At 53.8% G+C, this 16,051-nt stretch carries 13 protein-coding genes; 9 read left to right on the plus strand and 4 right to left on the minus strand.

From position 1 onward, the window contains the following. Window positions 1–12 precede the first annotated feature (12 nt). Window positions 13–1,578 (plus strand): hydroxylamine reductase, encoded by a 1,566-nt coding sequence (gene hcp, locus QOX26_RS02430; protein WP_283673285.1) that lies wholly within the window; start codon window positions 13–15, stop codon window positions 1,576–1,578. A 50-nt stretch (window positions 1,579–1,628) separates the two neighbouring features. Here the strand turns inward: hcp and QOX26_RS02435 are convergent, their stop codons facing one another. Beyond that, on the minus strand, window positions 1,629–2,762 hold the full coding sequence (locus tag QOX26_RS02435) for a Gfo/Idh/MocA family protein (RefSeq protein WP_283673286.1): 1,134 nt from the start codon (window positions 2,760–2,762) through the stop codon (window positions 1,629–1,631). Between the two features lie 111 nt (window positions 2,763–2,873). Beyond that, window positions 2,874–3,662 (minus strand): MerR family transcriptional regulator, encoded by a 789-nt coding sequence (locus QOX26_RS02440; RefSeq protein WP_283673287.1) that lies wholly within the window; start codon window positions 3,660–3,662, stop codon window positions 2,874–2,876. 92 nt (window positions 3,663–3,754) lie between these two features. On the opposite strand from QOX26_RS02440, the gene QOX26_RS02445 reads away from it, so the two are divergent. The 4 genes from QOX26_RS02445 (at window position 3,755) to QOX26_RS02460 (ending at window position 8,393) form a co-directional block, all read left to right on the plus strand. Then, on the plus strand, window positions 3,755–4,369 hold the full coding sequence (locus QOX26_RS02445) for a GNAT family N-acetyltransferase (protein WP_283673288.1): 615 nt from the start codon (window positions 3,755–3,757) through the stop codon (window positions 4,367–4,369). 243 nt (window positions 4,370–4,612) lie between these two features. Next, complete coding sequence (locus tag QOX26_RS02450) at window positions 4,613–5,740, plus strand: Gfo/Idh/MocA family protein (protein WP_283673289.1); 1,128 nt, start codon at window positions 4,613–4,615, stop codon at window positions 5,738–5,740. Between the two features lie 14 nt (window positions 5,741–5,754). Then, window positions 5,755–6,633 (plus strand): sugar phosphate isomerase/epimerase family protein, encoded by an 879-nt coding sequence (locus tag QOX26_RS02455; RefSeq protein WP_283673290.1) that lies wholly within the window; start codon window positions 5,755–5,757, stop codon window positions 6,631–6,633. A gap of 371 nt (window positions 6,634–7,004) precedes the next feature. After that, window positions 7,005–8,393: an MFS transporter gene (locus tag QOX26_RS02460; RefSeq protein WP_442870197.1), complete on the plus strand. Its 1,389-nt coding sequence runs from the start codon at window positions 7,005–7,007 to the stop codon at window positions 8,391–8,393. Window positions 8,394–8,458: 65 nt separating this feature from the next. On the opposite strand, the gene QOX26_RS02465 is transcribed toward QOX26_RS02460, so the two are convergent. Then, the gene (locus QOX26_RS02465) at window positions 8,459–9,310 is read right to left on the minus strand and encodes a helix-turn-helix transcriptional regulator (RefSeq protein ID WP_283673291.1); all 852 of its coding nucleotides are present in this window, start codon (window positions 9,308–9,310) and stop codon (window positions 8,459–8,461) included. A 260-nt stretch (window positions 9,311–9,570) separates the two neighbouring features. Between QOX26_RS02465 and QOX26_RS02470 the strand changes: the two genes are divergently transcribed. The 3 genes from QOX26_RS02470 (at window position 9,571) to QOX26_RS02480 (ending at window position 13,403) form a co-directional block, all read left to right on the plus strand. Beyond that, a complete protein-coding gene (locus tag QOX26_RS02470; protein WP_283673292.1) occupies window positions 9,571–10,497 on the plus strand; it encodes a sugar phosphate isomerase/epimerase family protein in 927 nt (308 codons plus the stop codon). Between the two features lie 20 nt (window positions 10,498–10,517). Further along, on the plus strand, window positions 10,518–11,681 hold the full coding sequence (locus QOX26_RS02475) for a Gfo/Idh/MocA family protein (RefSeq protein ID WP_283673293.1): 1,164 nt from the start codon (window positions 10,518–10,520) through the stop codon (window positions 11,679–11,681). A gap of 99 nt (window positions 11,682–11,780) precedes the next feature. Then, window positions 11,781–13,403 carry a solute:sodium symporter family transporter gene (locus tag QOX26_RS02480; RefSeq protein ID WP_283673294.1) on the plus strand — a complete coding sequence of 541 codons (1,623 nt, stop codon included), beginning with the start codon at window positions 11,781–11,783 and terminating at the stop codon, window positions 13,401–13,403. 97 nt (window positions 13,404–13,500) lie between these two features. Here QOX26_RS02480 and QOX26_RS02485 read toward each other — a convergent pair whose 3' ends face one another. Then, window positions 13,501–14,334, minus strand: coding sequence for a helix-turn-helix domain-containing protein (locus tag QOX26_RS02485; RefSeq protein ID WP_283673295.1), 834 nt, complete (start codon window positions 14,332–14,334; stop codon window positions 13,501–13,503). A 489-nt stretch (window positions 14,335–14,823) separates the two neighbouring features. On the opposite strand from QOX26_RS02485, the gene QOX26_RS02490 reads away from it, so the two are divergent. Then, window positions 14,824–15,858 carry a sugar ABC transporter substrate-binding protein gene (locus QOX26_RS02490; protein ID WP_283673296.1) on the plus strand — a complete coding sequence of 345 codons (1,035 nt, stop codon included), beginning with the start codon at window positions 14,824–14,826 and terminating at the stop codon, window positions 15,856–15,858. Window positions 15,859–16,051: the final 193 nt, after the last annotated feature.

Below are 16,051 nucleotides of genomic sequence, written 5' to 3' on the forward strand. Positions count from 1 at the left end.
GGAGAATTTGAAATGGAACACAACATGTTTTGCTTCCAGTGTGAGCAAACTGCGGGTTGCTCCGGTTGTACCGGATCCGCCGGTGTATGCGGCAAATCCGCCAGCACCGCACAGCTGCAGGATGAGCTGACCGCCGCACTGGTCAATTTGTCCCGCGCCTGCGGCAGCGACCGCAGAACCGAACAAACCGACCGACTGATTTTGGAGGGCTTGTTCACTACCGTCACTAATGTCAGCTTTAACGATGAAACACTGCGCCTGCTGATTGACCGCGTCAACGCCGAGACTGCAAAATTTGCGCCCGAATACATTGGGCAGTATGACATAACAACCCTGTGGAACGAAGAAGAGGACATTCGCTCTCTCAAATCGCTGATTTTGTTCGGTATTCGCGGCATTGCCGCCTATGCCTATCACGCGATGGTGATTGGACGCACGAGCGAAGAGGTGAATAAGTTCTTCTATACGGCGCTGTCCGCACTCGCAGAGGATCTGAACATGGAGCAGCTGCTGCCCCTCGTGATGGAAACCGGCAAGGTCAACCTGACCTGCATGGAGCTGCTCGACCATGCAAACACCGATGCGTTCGGCACACCGGTTCCCACCTCCGTGTCGCTGACGGTCGAAAAGGGTCCGTTTATCGTTATCACCGGCCACGATCTGTACGACCTCAAGCTGTTGCTTGAGCAGACCGCAGACAAGGGCATCAATATTTATACCCACGGCGAAATGCTGCCGGCGCATGCGTATCCGGAGCTGAAGAAGTATCCCCATCTCAAGGGGAATTTCGGTACGGCATGGCAAAACCAGCAGAAGGAATTTGACCACCTGCCCGCGCCGATACTTTTCACTACCAACTGCCTGATGCCGGTGCGGGAAAGCTATGCCGACCGTGTGTTCACCACTGAAATGGTCTCCTACCCTGAGATGGTGCATGTGGGCGATGACAAGGACTTCACCCCTGTCATTGAAAAGGCGCTTGCACTTGGCGGCTTTGCCGAGGATACCGCATTTTACGGCATCAACGGCGGCAACACCGTTATGACCGGTTTTGGCCACGGCACGGTGCTGGGCGTTGCCGATCAGGTCGTGGACGCGGTCAAATCCGGCGCGATTCGCCACTTCTTCCTCGTTGGCGGCTGTGACGGTGCACGCCCCGGCCGCAATTACTACACCGATTTTGTAAAGCAGACCCCGCCGGACACGGTAATCCTGACACTGGCCTGCGGCAAATTCCGCTTTAACGATCTTGATCTCGGCACAATCGGTGGCCTGCCTCGCCTGATGGACATGGGTCAGTGCAACGATGCATACAGCGCCATCAAGGTGGCTGCCGCACTTGCAGAGGCGTTTGGCTGCGGCATCAACGAGCTTCCGCTGTCGATGATTCTGTCGTGGTATGAGCAAAAGGCCGTCTGCATTCTGCTGACCCTGCTGTACTTGGGCATCCGCAACATTCGCCTCGGGCCTTCCCTGCCCGCCTTTGTTTCCCCGAATGTGCTTAATTTCCTCGTCGAGCACTTCGGTATTGCTCCGATCAGCACCCCCGAAGCAGATTTGAAGGCTATTTTAGGATAAAATAGGCTCAAGCGCAATAAAAAAAGACACCCTTTCGGGTGTCTTTTTTATTATACCGCAGTCCACACGTTTCCGTTTTTGTCGGAGGCCAGACACGCGTCTACAAAGCGCAGTCCGGCAATGCCGTCTTCAATGGTCGGATAGGAGAAGGTGCCCGCATCCGTACCGTACTTCTGTGCGGACAGATGCTTGCAGAACGCGCGGTAGACATTGCCGAACGCTTCGTAAAAGCCTTCGGGATGTCCCGCCGGCAGGCGGCACTGCTCGGTGCAGGCAGCATAGTTGTAGGCACGGTTGGCCACAATGGTCTGCACCGGCATGCCAATGGGCGCAAATTCAAACTGCATCGGGGCGGTATGCCGCCAGGTAATCGAACCTTTTTCCCCGAATACACGGATTTTGACCGCGCAGTCCGAACCGCAGGCCAGCTGCGATGCCCACAGCCGCCCCGGGATGCCGCCCTCATACTGGAGCATGGCCTCCATGTCATGGTCAAGCGGCGAACCGTGGTAATGCGTCAGCCGCGCCAACACCTTTTCGAGCTTCAGTCCTGTCATCCGCGCGATGAGGGCTTCCAGATGCGTGCCGATATCGGCTGCGCATGCGGACGGGCCTGCACGCTTGGGATCCAGCCGCCAAAGCGCCTGATCGCTTGACTCCGCAACGGTCGAAACGATGACCCAATCCTGCGGGTATTCCGCCTCAATCTTAATGATTTCACCGATTTCGCCGTGTGCAATCATTTCGCGCGCCTGCCGGATTACGGCATAGCTGGCATAAGTATAGGTAACGCCGAACAGCAGTCCCTTTTCCTTGGCGATACGCGCAAGCTCCTCACCCTCGGCAGCACTGGTGCAAATCGGCTTGTCGCATACCACATGGATGCCGTGGGACAGAAAACACTTGGCAATTTCATAGTGGGTATCGGTCGGTGTCACGATTGATACGAAATCAATGCCGTCCTCTCTTGCGCTTTCGCACTCGGCCATCTCCTGCCAAGTGGCGTATACGCGCGAGGAATCCGCAACGCCCCACTCCTCGGCAGTCTTCAGATTCTTTTCCATGCTGCGGGTAAAGCAGCCGGCCGTCAGCACGGCCAGATTATCCATCGTCGCCCCTCTGCGGTGCACATCTCCAATAAAAGCGCCGTTGCCGCCGCCTATCATGCCGAAAGTTAACTTCATTGGTTTTCCGCCTCCTTTTTTATCCGATGATTTCTTTGTCATCTCATCTTTCATGCCTATGCGCATATTGTCACTTGCATTCAGTATAGCCCGCCACATTTTGGTTGTCAATCAGCAATCGCGGACCCGCACCTCAATCATCGTGACATACTCGTCCATCTCCATCACGCACAGGTCGTTGACGCCCACTTCATAGGCATAGCCCTCCGGACGGAGCGCATTTTGTCGGCAATAATCTAAAATGCGCCGGTAGGTCGCGCTTAAATCGTTGAAATCGCCCTGATGAAAAGCGCGGACATAGTTTCCCGCCGCCCGCTCGTGGTTGCCCCTCCGCGCACCCATGTTGGAAAAGATAGCGTCAGTATGGTTGTAAAGTCCATCAAACAGGTGATCGCTGTGATTCATGGTGCCAAGCTCCATATTAAAAAGATGGTGCGGCAAAGATTTTCCGTGCTGAATCATCGCATCCACATAGCTGTCCGCATCGGCAACCGGCGTAACGGCGTAGCGCTTTGCCTTACAGGGCACGACCTCAATCGCGGCAAGGTCGCTCTTTAAATCGTTCAGCTGCTCGCGCTTGATGTTGAGCAGCGTTTTGATTTCTTTCAGCTGCGCTATCTTTTCTTGAATTTCCCGCTGTTTCTGCACCAGAAGCGTGTCAAAGTCCTCCGGGTTCCGCTTTTGCATATAACGCTTAATTACATCCAACGGCATATCCAGTTCCCGCAGTGTCAGAATCATTTCGAGCACTGCGCCCTGCGCGAGGGAGTAATAGCGATATCCGTTTTCCTTTTTGACCGCTGGTGAAAACAGGCCGATCTGGTCATAGAAATGCAGCGTTCTTTTGCCGATTTCGTGCAGTTCTGCGTACTGTTGAATGGTAAACAGTTGTGTTTTCATTTTTTGCAACCCCCCTATTGACTCTACAGTTACTGTATCCTTTATACTACTCCATGAACCCGGGAAAAACAAGTTTTATGGAGGAACCTATCATGGAATTTCGTACCTTTCAACCAGAAGATGAGCTGCATCTTGCACAAACCATTCGAGACACCTGGCACTACGACCGCCTGAGCCCCAATCCGGAGGTCGCGCTGCTGATGGGAAAAATATATCTCTACGGCTGCCTTGCAAGACAAACCTTTCATCGCGTTGCCGTTGCGGAAGGGCGGCCGGTGGGCATCATCATGGGTTACGTAGAGGGCAAACAGGATGCGGCAGCTTCAGCCTATCGCGCAAAACTGGAACAGTATTATGAGGAAATGCAGCAGCACGCTGAGGGACAGTTTATTTTGAAGATGTTTGAGACCTTCGAGCATCTGGATGAAGAAATGCTGACGGAAATCGGCAAAGAATATGACGGCGAACTGGTGTTCTTCGTTACCGATGCTTCAGTGCGGGGACAGCATGTCGGAGCGCAGCTGTATCAGCAGTTTTTGCAGGAATGTCAGGCGAATCACTGCCAAAACATTTACGTGTATACGGATGAAACCTGCAACTTCGGCTTTTATGAGCATCAGGGCTTCCGACGGATGAATCAGCGCCTGCACGAGATTCAGCAGCATCGGTTTCAAATGTTTGTATATGAAAATGAGTTAAACAGATAGTTTTCAGCTGCCGTCGGCCCTGTGCCGACGGCAGCTTTTTGCACTTTCTCTTTACAGTTATTTATGTATAGAAAATGAGAATTTGTTGCAGTGACAAAAGAAATCGCGCGCGCTATACTTGGTACAACATCAAACGAACCCCTTGAAACCCTGAAAAATCGCTGAAATTAAAACAAAACGCTTCGTTTGACGAGAGTAAATTCATATGACATAAAACGAGAGATTCTTAGGAGGAAAGGTATCATGAAAGAAATCAAAATTGGTTTAGTAGGCGCAGGCTGGATGGGCAAGGCACACTCTTCGGCACTTGCAGACGCACAGATGCTGTTCGGGCCGGACTACGGTGTCGCATCCTTTGAGATTGTTGCCGACGCAAACGAGGAAAGCGCAAAAATCGCGCAGCACAAGATTGGCTTCAAGCGCATGAGCACCGACTGGAAGGACGTTGTAACCGACCCCAACGTTGACCTTGTTGACATCGCAACGCCGAACGCATTCCACTATGTCGTTGCTAAGGCCACGCTTGAGAACGGCAAGAATGTGTACTGCGAAAAGCCGCTGTCCATCTCGGCTGAGGAATCCAAGGAACTGGCTGAGCTTGCAGCGAAGAAGGGCGTTATTAACTATGTCGGCTACAATAATACGATGAACCCCGCAAACGCCTATGTTCGCGAGCTGGTGCAGTCGGGCAAGCTTGGAAAAATCATGCGCTTCACTGGTACATACGATCAGGATCAGCTGCTTGACGAATCGCTGCCGATTACCTGGCGCCACATCAACAAGCTGGCCGGCTGCGGCGCACTGGGCGATTTGGGTTCCCACCTGCTGTCCATCTCCCAGTTCATTATGGGCGATATTTCGGCAGTCAACGCGATGACCACCACCGTGTTCCCCAAGCGTCCCAAATCCGCAGGCTCTTCCGAAATGGCCGATGTGGAGAATGAGGACATCATCACCTTCATGGCCGAGTACGCAAACGGCGCAGTCGGCACGGTTGCCGCTTCCCGCGTTGCCACCGGCCGCAAAAACTACCTGTGCTATGAGATTCAGGGCACAAAGGGTTCGGTTCGCTACGACCTTGAGCGGATGGGCGAAGTACAGGTTTACTTCCAGTCCGACGATGAGTGCGACCGCGGTTTCCGCACCGTGCTGCTCAACCCCAAGATGAAGGGCTACTCTGCCTTCCAGCCGGCGGGCGGCATCTCCATCGCGTACAATGACATGAAGATTCTCGAGGTGCACGAGCTGTTCGCCGCGCTGACCCACAACGAACCCTATGCCTGCAACTTTGAGTTTGGCTACAAAATTGACCGCACCGTTGCCGCTGTTTTGGACTCTGCCAAGAAGCGCGCATGGGTTGAAGTCAAGTAAGGGAGGACACAGTAATGGCAATTCAGGTCGGTATTGCGCCCGATTCCTGGGGCGTATGGTTTCCCAATCACGAAAAGCAGACTCCGTGGAGCCGCTGCATGGACGAAATGCGCCAGGCAGGCTATGACGGTGTAGAACTTGGCCCCTGGGGGTATTTTCCGAACACCTATCCCGAACTGAAGCAGGCGCTGGACGCTCGCTCGCTCGAGCTTGTAGCCGGCACTGTCGGCGGTGATTTTCTAAACGACGCTTCAATTGACGACATGTGCCAAACAATCGACGAGATTGCGGCCGTCATCATGCGTTTTCCGCAGGCGAAGTACATTGTGCTACTGCCTGCTATGTACACCGATTTGGAGACGGGCGAATTCGTCATGGATCCCAATCTGACCGATGCGCAGTGGGCCACCTACTGCAAGAACGTGCAGCGCGCGGCTGACCGCGTGGCTTCCCACGGTCTGATTGGCGCATTCCACCCGCACGTGGACTGCCATGTGCAGACCGAGGAGCAGATTGAGCGTCTGCTTACGGACACCGATGTGCAGCTCTGCTTCGACACCGGTCACCACGTCTACGGCGGCGGCGAGCCGATTGCTTTCTACAAAAAGCATGCAGATCGAATTCCGTATATCCATATCAAGGACTGCGACCTCGCGGTCAAGGCCAAAATGGACGAAAACAAGTGGTCGTTTGCCAAGGCCGTGACCGAGGACATTATGGTCGAGCCGGGCAAGGGCAGCATCGATTTTGCAAAGCTGCACGACGCGCTCGTTGAAAAGGGTTATGACGGCTGGGTCGTTGTAGAGCAGGATTTGTTCCCGGTCAAGTCCTTTGATATCCCGCTGCCGATTGCAAAGCGCGGCCGCGAAAACCTCGCCAAGGCCGGTTTCTAAGCACACAGTCGGTATATTTATTTCACTTCTATTCTCTTTCTCATTCCCATACGGACGCCCTGCAGCCTGAGACGGGTGAAAATCTGTCTTCTGCTGCAGGGCGTTTTTGTATGCTTCTGACAAGTCAGTGTCAATCTATTTGGTGAACATTTCACCAAATGCGTCCAAGTTAGTGTATATGTACAAAACTATCTCCTGAATTCTATGCAATATCTACATCAACTTGCAAAATCGCGCAAATTTTAGCAATGAGAAGGCAAAATATCATATTTCATCTCTGAAACAAACGCGCTATCCTTTTAAAGGCTTAAGGCAATACCGCGTAATTGCGGTGCCGAAACCCTGTAAAAAAGAGAGTGAGGGACAAATCTTTGAACCAGCAAACAAAGACACCACTGAACGGCCGTATCGGCCTGGGCACACGCATGGCCTACGGCAGCGGCGACGTGGCCTGCAACATCGTCTACGGCATGATCAGCACGCTGCTCGTCATGTTCTATACGGACTATGCGGGCGTTTCACCGATTCTGGTCGGCTCGGTCATGCTGATTTCACGCATTTTCGACGGCTTTTCCGACGTTGTTATGGGCTACATCGTTTCGCGCACCAATACCAGATGGGGACAGTCGCGCCCTTGGATTTTATGGATGGCACTGCCGTATTCGCTCGGCGCGGTGCTGCTGTTTACCATTCCGCGCTCAACCGAGCTGGTACAGTTCGTGTACATGCTCGTGACCTACAACTTCTGCACGACCGTCTGCTATACGGCAATCAATCTGCCCTACGGCTCGCTGTCTGCCATGATGACGCGCGACTCGCGGGAGCGCGATATGCTGAGCGTCTTCCGGATGGGCATGTCGCCCTTCGGTCGCATCATCGCGGTGACATTCACCCTGCCGCTGGTCAAGCTGTTTGGCAACGATCAGGCGGCATGGATCAAGTGCATGTCGCTGTGGGCTGTGCTGGCACTAATTTTACTGGTCGTTTGTTTTACATTCTGCAAGGAGACCGTACATATCGCAGCACGCGAAGCGCAGGGCAGCGTGTCGCTTGGTAAAAACCTCAAGGCGCTGGGCAGCAACCGGTATTTCTGGGCGGTGCTGCTGCTGTGGACCTTTCAGGGCACGACGCAGACCATCGTCGGCACCATCCTGCCCTACTACTGCAAGTACATTTATCACAACGACTCGTGGATGTATTCAACGCTTTATCTGGTGGAGACTTTGGTCATCATCGGCGTGACCTTCCTTTGTCCGCTGCTGCGCAGCCGCTTTACCAAGAGCCGTATCATCCTGTTCGGCGCAATCATCGTATTGGTGGGTCAGGGATTGTTCCTGCTCAACCCGTACAGCTTCCGCTGGTGCATGTTCACCACCGTGCTGCGCGGCATCGGTCAGGCACCGCTGAGCGCGTTTATCTTCGGCATGATCGGCGATGTGGTCGAATACGGCCAGTGGAAAACCCATCTGCGGCAGGAGAGCTTCATCTTCTCCGGCGGCTCGGTCGGCGCAAAGGTCGGCATGGGTGCAGCGCAGGCGGCTATTACCGGCATCATGAGCGTCTGCGGCTATATTGCCTCCACAGGCGCATCAGTCGAACAGCCGCAGTCGGTGCTGACCGCCATCATCGGTATCTATGCTCTCGCACCGATTTTTGTTTGGATACTCGTGCTGATTGTCATTTCCTTGTATCGTCTGGACAGAAAATACCCCGATATTATGCTCGAACTCCGTGCACGCGAGGCGCACGGCGAACTTTAAGTCCGCCAATCAGCCTTTTCAAAAAGATACCGGCTTCGTTTGAGAAGCCGGTATCTTTTTGTTTTCTACTGTCCGCGCTTGCCCTGCAGCGACTCCAAATACTGCGTGCGATAGCGGATGGGCGCCAGCCCGACCGTTTTGGTGAAGATGGCATTGAAGTGTCCTGCGCTGTTGTAGCCGACGAGCGCGGCAATCTGCGTGGCATTAAAGTCAGTCGAAATCAGCAGATTCTGCGCCTCACCGATACGGCAGCGAATCATGTATTGGATGGGTGAGAACCCAGTGATGCTTTTAAACACATGTGCCGCGTAAAAGGGGGATACATGCAGCTCGTTTCCGATTTCCTCCAGGGTAATCGGCTCGGTAAAATGGGTTGCAATGTACTGGCGGATGCGGTTTGCGAGCACAACATCGGTGTTCTGGCACGTGCTGCGATAGTCGGACGGAAAGGAAAGCGCGAGCAGCAGCAGTCCGGGAAACAGATGGTCGACAATGGCGCGGGACTGCGGCGTATCCTGTTCCATTTGTTCATAAATCAGGCGGCAGAGGGTGTAAATTTCGCTGTATCGCGCGCCGACCGGACGCACAAAGCCTTGCGCGGCGTCGGTCATGTGCCCATCCTCAAAGCCGGAGAGCGCAACACCGGCAACGCCGAAGCAGAATGTGCCAATCTCGCGCGTAGTTGCGGAGGTGACCTCGTGCAGGCCGCCCTGATTATACAGCAGCAAATCACCCGGCCGGATGTCGTAGCTGTAGCCGTCGACAATGTAGGTACCCTCGCCCTGATAAACGAACAGCAGCTCGGCCAAGTCCTCGTGCCGATGAATCGAGCGGTGCACGCGGGGGTCGGCAATGGCCTGACGCGTCGCATACAGCAGCCGCGGAGAAGCCGCGCGGCGTAAAACTTGATTGGTCACAGTCGTGCTCCTTTGCGCAGTGATTTGATATGCCTATTATGCCGCACCGAGCAGAAAATCGCAAGAATCCGTAATATCCAAAAAATCAAACGAAATTTTGTGCATTTTTTCGTAGGGTTTGAAAATACAAAGCGCAACAATCAAAAAACATTGCAAGATGCGGTGCGGTATAATGAGAACACAAAAAAGAAAGCATATGAGAGCCCAAAAAGTCGGAAATCACGCCGATTTTCGCGGTCTCATGCAAGGGAGAGAACGAAATGTCCATTCAAATCTGCGGCGCACCCTGCTGTTGGGGTGTCGACGATGTCAAGAATCCGTATTTGCCGCCATGGCAGCGCGTACTGGAGGAAGCGGGTCAGGCAGGCTACAGCGCGATTGAGCTCGGGCCCTACGGCTATCTGCCGATTGACGTAGACGCTGTGACAGCGGAGCTACAGAAAAACGGCCTGTCGATTGTCGCGGGCACCATTTTTGACGACCTGCTCAACGAAGAGAATTACGAGAACCTGCTGCGCCAGACCGATGATATCTGCTCGCTGATTGTAAAACTCCCGCGGTTGACGGTACATAAGGGGCAGCACTTCCCCACGCCCTACATGACCATTATGGATTGGGGACATGACGAGCGTGACTACGCCGCCGGTCATGCCGATCGTGCGCCGCGCCTGTCGGACGAACAGTGGGCTCAGATGATGCGGCACATCCGCGGCATCTGCGAGCGCGCGAACTCCTACGGTGTGCGCCCGGTCATCCACCCACACGCAGGTGGCTACATCGAGTTTGCCGACGAGATTGACGCAGTCGTACGCGACATTCCCTATGAGCTCGCCGGTCTGTGTCTGGACACCGGCCACCTGTACTATTCGGGCATGGATCCGGTCGAATGGCTGAAAATGTATGCTGACCGCTTGGATTACGTTCATTTTAAGGATGTAAACGAGCAGATTTACCTCGAAGTGCTCGGCGAGCACATCCGCTTTTTCGAGGGTTGTGGCAAGGGCGCGATGTGCCCGATTGGCACAGGCACGCTCGATTATCCGACGATTCGGCAGACGCTTGCGGACATCGGCTACGCGGGCTACATCACAATCGAGCAGGAGCGTGATCCGCGCAATGCCGATACCAGCTTGCGCGATGTGAAGGCCAGTGTCGACTATTTAAAATCTGTTGGTTATGAAATTTAAATAAAAACGGAGGAATTTCCATGTATTACGGTGAAAAAAGAGTAGAAAACCCCATCCGCTGGGCAATGGTTGGCGGCGGCAAGGGCAGCCAGATTGGCTACATCCACCGCTCGAGTGCACTGCGCGACTACAATTTCGATCTCGTTGCAGGCGCATTTGACATTGACCCCGTGCGCGGACAGGAGTTCGGCGCAAGCCTGAATGTTGCGCCTGAGCGCTGCTATTCGGACTACAAAACCATGTTTGCAGCAGAAGCCGAGCGCGAAGACGGCATTCAGGCGGTATCCATCGCAACACCGAACTTCACCCATTTCGAGATTGCCAAGGCGGCGCTGCAGGCGGGTCTGCACGTGTACTGCGAAAAGCCGATGTGCTTCTCGACCGCCGAAGCGGAAGAGCTGGAGGCGCTGGTCAAGCAGACCGGCAAAATCATGTTCGTTTCCTACGGCTACGCCGGTCACCAGATGATTGAGCAGGCGCGCCAGATGATTGCGAAGGGCGAGCTGGGCAAGATTCGCATCGTCAACATGCAGTTTGCGCACGGTTTCCACAATGTAGCGGTTGAGAAAAACGCCGCATCGACCGCTTGGCGCGTCGACCCCAAGAAGGCCGGCCCGTCCTACGTGCTGGGCGATGTGGGCACGCACCCGCTGTTTCTGTCCGAGGCAATGCTTCCCGATTTGAAAATCAAGCGCCTGATGTGCTCCAAGCAGGCCTTTGTTGAGAGCCGCAAGCCTCTCGAGGATAATGCCATGACAATCATGGAGTACGACAACGGTGCGGTGGGCTACCTGTGGTCGTCCTGCGTCAACGCGGGCGCGATGTTCGGTCATAAAATCCGCGTCGTGGGCGAGCTTGCTTCTGTCGAATGGAACGCTGAGTTCCCGAATCAGCTGCTCTATGAGGTGCAGGGCGAGCCGCAGCACGTGCTGCACCGCGATATGGGTTATCTCACTCCCCAAGCGGTGGCGGACGACCGCATCGGCGCGGGTCATCCCGAGGGTCTGTTTGAGGCGTGGAGCAATCTGTACGGCCGTTTCGCCATGGCAATCGAAAAGACGGAAAAGGGCGAGACAATTGACTTCTGGTATCCCGGCGTGCATGCGGGCGTGCTTGGCGTCAAGTGGGTCGACAAATGTGTAGAATCTGCCGAACAGGGCGCTGCATGGGTTGACTACGAATAAAAAGTTTCCTATCATTGAAAAAGAGATTGGGGGCAGGACCGCCGCGTTTGGCACGGCGGCCTTGCTCTGTCAAAAAGAGAATATTAAAGGGGTTATAAAATGTTTGTTGCAGCAACGTTCCTTGCCTTTACCATTCTGGTTGCGGTGATTTCCTGGTGGAAAACCCGCGACGAGGATTTGTCGACCAAGGAAGGGTATTTTCTTGCCGGACGCGGTCTGCCCGGCATCGTCATTGCAGGCTCACTGATGATGACCAACCTGTCGGCCGAGCAGCTGGTCGGCACCAACGGCCAAAGCTTTGCGGGCAATATGAGTCCGATGGCGTTTGAGGTCACGTCCTCGTTCGCACTGGTCATGCTGGCGTTTTTGTTCCTGCCGCGGTTTCTCAAGGGCGGCATCACGACGATTCCGGAGTTCTTTGAACAGCGCTTTGACACGACGACCAAGCGTCTGTTCTCCGTTCTGTTTCTCATTGCTTACATCTTCACCATGCTGCCCGTCATCCTGTATTCGGGCGCGGTCGTGTTAGAGCAGATTTTCGATGTATCTGGCCTGTTTCACCTTTCCCGCTTTGCGGCAATCGCCATTGTCTGCCTTGCAACCGGCGTGGTCGGTGCGATTTACGCGATTTTCGGCGGCCTGAAGGCCGTTGCAGTTTCCGATACGGTCAATGGCATCGGCCTGCTGATTGGCGGCATTATGGTGCCGGTGCTCGGCATTATAGCGCTCGGCGCACTGGATGGCGGCGGATTCCTGACCGGCATTGAGCATTTTATCACCGCTACCCCGGAAAAGCTGAACGCATGGAGTCCGGCAAACGCGCTGCCGCCTGAGGTGCCGTGGCCGCTGCTGCTGACCGGCATGCTGGTCAACAACCTCTTTTACTGGGCGACCAACCAGTCCATCATTCAGCGTTCGCTGGCCGGCCGCAATCTGGCCGAAAGCCAGAAGGGTGCAATCTGGGCAGGTTTCTTCAAAATTCTGGACGCGAGCATTCTGGTCATTCCCGGCATCATCGCCTTCCAGCTGTTTGCCGACAAGATGTCCACGCAGGTCGGCGCATCGGCGGACGCCTCCTATCCGATGCTCATCCTTGCAGTTGTGCCCAAGCCCCTGCTTGGCTTCCTTGCCGCTGTGATGTTTGGCGCGATTCTGTCGTCGTTCAACTCGGTGCTCAATTCGTCCATTACCATCTTCACGCTTGACCTGTATCAGCCGATTGTCGAGCCCAAGGCCGATGCCAAGCGTCTGGTGCATGTCGGCAAGGTTTTCGGTACGATTATTGCGGTCGCATCCATTATCATTGCACCGTTTATCATGTATTTCGGCACAGGCATCATGAATTTCATCAACGAATGCTGGGGATTCTTCCCGATGCCGCTGTTGGTTACCGTGCTGTTCGGCCTGTTTAATAAGTATTCGCCGTCCATCGCGCCCAAAATCGTCGTTCCGGTACATATGGTGCTCTACGGTCTGTCCAAGGTCTCGCCGTTCTGCCAGCGATTCCACTATCTGTATGTGGTGTTTGCGTTATTTCTGGTTGATGTGCTCATTTACTGGGTCTGCACCAAGGTGGCGCCGCGCAGCGAAGCCTATGAGATTACCGATGTGCATGCAGTCGATTTGACGCCGTGGAAGCAGGGCAAGATTTTCGCCATTCTCGCGGTTGTCGTGACAATCGGCGCGTATCTCCTGTTTTCCCCGCTGGGCATTGCCAAATAAGGCAATACCCTCTGATAAATCAGCCCTCACTTTTCATTTCCATATCCCATGCAAAAAGTGCGCTTCTTTAAAAGAAGCGCACTTTTTGTTTCTGTTATTAAAACTGCATCATACGGAATGCCGAGGGCGACATGCCGTTGTTCTTACGAAAGGCGCGGGCAAAATGCGAAGCACTGTTGAACCCGCACTGCTCGGCGATTTGCTCAACCGAGCGTGAGGTCGTAACCAGCAGCTGCTTGGCCTGCTTGAGCCGGTAGGACAGCAGATATTCATGCGGCGTACAGTTGAGGTTTTTCTTGAAGCTGCGAATAAAATGCGAGGTGCTCAGGCTGCACTGCTCCGCCAGCGTATCCAGTTCAATGGTTTCGGCATAATGCACACCGATGTAGTCGGTCGCCGGACTGAGCAGCGGGTTGAGTACGCTCGTGCGCTGCTGCGGCGTGGCGAGATAGCCCAGAATCTGGCTTACATGCAGCGAAATGGCGTGTTCATTCGGAAAAGCAAGCTGTGCATGGGTCAGAATGAAATCAAAATGCTGCCGCAGATACGGAATATGCTCCCCGGAAAAGACCACACCGCCCTGCTCAAACAGGTAATCGGCATACTGCGCGCTGCTGCCGCCACAAAAGTGAAACCACAGGAATTCCGTCGGCTGGGTACAATAGTAGCGGTGTGGCTGCCGGCAGTCGAGCAGCACGATTTGTCCCTCTGCAGCCATGTAGCTGCGTCCCTGGGTTTCGATTGTCAGCATACCATCGGAAACGCAGATGAGCAAAAACAGCCCCAGCGATTCGCGCCGGATATCGTAGCCATCCGTGCAGAAAAAATGACCGAACTGCGGCACATAAAAGAGCGCACTTCTGGCAAAGTCAGAAGGAATGGAAAACTCCATAAATGAATTGCATAAAACGCCGGTATCTATAATTCTCATAGCGCCCTCCGGACAAACGGCAGATTAAAGGAATATTTCTTTTTAGGATAACAGATGCAGCCCGAAAATCCAATAAGGATTCTTGCCGAAAGCCTTACTTATCTTGCGCGATATGCTCATGTTTTTTTCTTAAATTATGTGGAGGTGACTTTTATTCACCTCAGCAAAACAGCCCGAAATTGTGAACTATGTACAAATCATCCGCATTCCAAACAGATACATTATACATGATGTCAGCGAAAAGGGCAAAATTTGATAAGGGAATAGCAAAAAATATCATTGCATTGCCGTCCCGTGCGCGATAAGATAAAGAAAATTCCGGAACGGAAATTCAAGCGAAAGGAGGTTTCCTTTAAAAACAAAGAGGTTTTTTGTACATATCTTGAACAAAAGACGCATCATGTCGAGGCTTGTATTTCCGGCGCGGAAAGAAGATGGCTTCCGCTATTGAGAGAGGTTGCGGAGCACGAGAAAAGGAGAGGTTGATTTATGATGAAAATGAAACGTTTGGTGGCAGCAATGCTGATGGGTACTATGACACTCAGCCTGGTCGCATGCGGTAACAGCGGCGGCGGCAGTGACGCGGCAGGCGGCACAACAGAGCCGAGCACAACTCCCGACGCAGGTACAAGCGCAAAGGACTACAACATCAGCATGATTCTCAAGACTACCTCCGCAGAGTACTGGCAGTTCGTTCTGAAGGGCGCTGAGGCTTATGCCGCAGAGAACGAGGGCGTGACAGTTGAAGTCAAGGGCCCCAGCTCTGAGACCGCGTTTGACGAGCAGCAGAACATGATTGAGACCGATCTGACCAACTCCTCGTATGACGGCTACATCATCGCGCCGCTGCAGAGCGACATGGTCACCAAGCTGATTGCAGGTCAGACCAAGCCGATTCTTGCGGTTGACACCAATATCGATGCTCCCGAAATTCTGTCCTTCGTCGGCACCGGCAACGAAGCGGCTGCCGCACTCGGCGCAAAGGCTGCTGTTGAAGCTGCCAAGAAGGCCGGCTGGGAAGAGATCAAGTGCATCGAAATCGCAGGCGTCCAGGGTGACCAGACCAATACCGCGCGTATGAACGGCTACAAGAAGGGCGTCAATGAAAACGGCGGCGAATTCCTCGAAAGCGAAGTTCAGTATGCCAACGCAGTTGCTGATCAGGCAGTAACCTGCATGGAAGGCATTATGCAGACCCATCCGGAAGGCATCGCAATCATCTGCGCGAATAATGACGATATGGCGATGGCAGCTGCCCGTGCGGCCAAGGGCAACGAAGCGTACAAAAACACCATCTTCCTCGGCTTCAACGGCGACAAGTCTGCCTGCAACGCGATTCTGAACGGCGAGCTGACCATGTCCGTTGCACAGATGGCCTACGAAATGGGTTACAAGTCGATGGAATCTATTGTCAAGGCGCTCAATGGCGAGACCCTTGAAAAGTTCATTGATTCCGGTGCAGACGTTGTTACGCCCGACAATGCACAGGCTCGTCTGGACACACTTACCAAGCAGCTCAGCTAATTTCATCAGGTCAAACACGACCTCTTCGGAGGTCGTGTTTTTAAATCAGGCGAAGAGGGAGAGCACATGAGCGAATATGTAGTAGAATTAAAAGATGCGGTAAAGCGGTTTCCGGGCGTCGTTGCATTAAAGAATATGCATTTGGCGGTCAAACCCGGCGAGATTCTGGGTCTGATCGGAGAAAACGGCGCAG

Source organism: Butyricicoccus sp. Marseille-Q5471 (assembly GCF_951230135.1).
Classification (GTDB): domain Bacteria; phylum Bacillota; class Clostridia; order Oscillospirales; family Butyricicoccaceae; genus Agathobaculum.

Excerpts from the sequence above, each read along its gene's own strand:
- hcp (WP_283673285.1), top strand. The coding sequence starts at position 13 with ATGGAACACAACATGTTTTGCTTCCAGTGTGAGCAAACTGCGGGTTGC.
- QOX26_RS02435 (WP_283673286.1), bottom strand. The coding sequence starts at position 2,762 with ATGAAGTTAACTTTCGGCATGATAGGCGGCGGCAACGGCGCTTTTATT.
- QOX26_RS02440 (WP_283673287.1), bottom strand. The coding sequence starts at position 3,662 with ATGAAAACACAACTGTTTACCATTCAACAGTACGCAGAACTGCACGAA.
- QOX26_RS02445 (WP_283673288.1), top strand. The coding sequence starts at position 3,755 with ATGGAATTTCGTACCTTTCAACCAGAAGATGAGCTGCATCTTGCACAA.
- QOX26_RS02450 (WP_283673289.1), top strand. The coding sequence starts at position 4,613 with ATGAAAGAAATCAAAATTGGTTTAGTAGGCGCAGGCTGGATGGGCAAG.
- QOX26_RS02455 (WP_283673290.1), top strand. The coding sequence starts at position 5,755 with ATGGCAATTCAGGTCGGTATTGCGCCCGATTCCTGGGGCGTATGGTTT.
- QOX26_RS02470 (WP_283673292.1), top strand. The coding sequence starts at position 9,571 with ATGTCCATTCAAATCTGCGGCGCACCCTGCTGTTGGGGTGTCGACGAT.
- QOX26_RS02475 (WP_283673293.1), top strand. The coding sequence starts at position 10,518 with ATGTATTACGGTGAAAAAAGAGTAGAAAACCCCATCCGCTGGGCAATG.
- QOX26_RS02480 (WP_283673294.1), top strand. The coding sequence starts at position 11,781 with ATGTTTGTTGCAGCAACGTTCCTTGCCTTTACCATTCTGGTTGCGGTG.
- QOX26_RS02485 (WP_283673295.1), bottom strand. The coding sequence starts at position 14,334 with ATGAGAATTATAGATACCGGCGTTTTATGCAATTCATTTATGGAGTTT.
- QOX26_RS02490 (WP_283673296.1), top strand. The coding sequence starts at position 14,824 with ATGATGAAAATGAAACGTTTGGTGGCAGCAATGCTGATGGGTACTATG.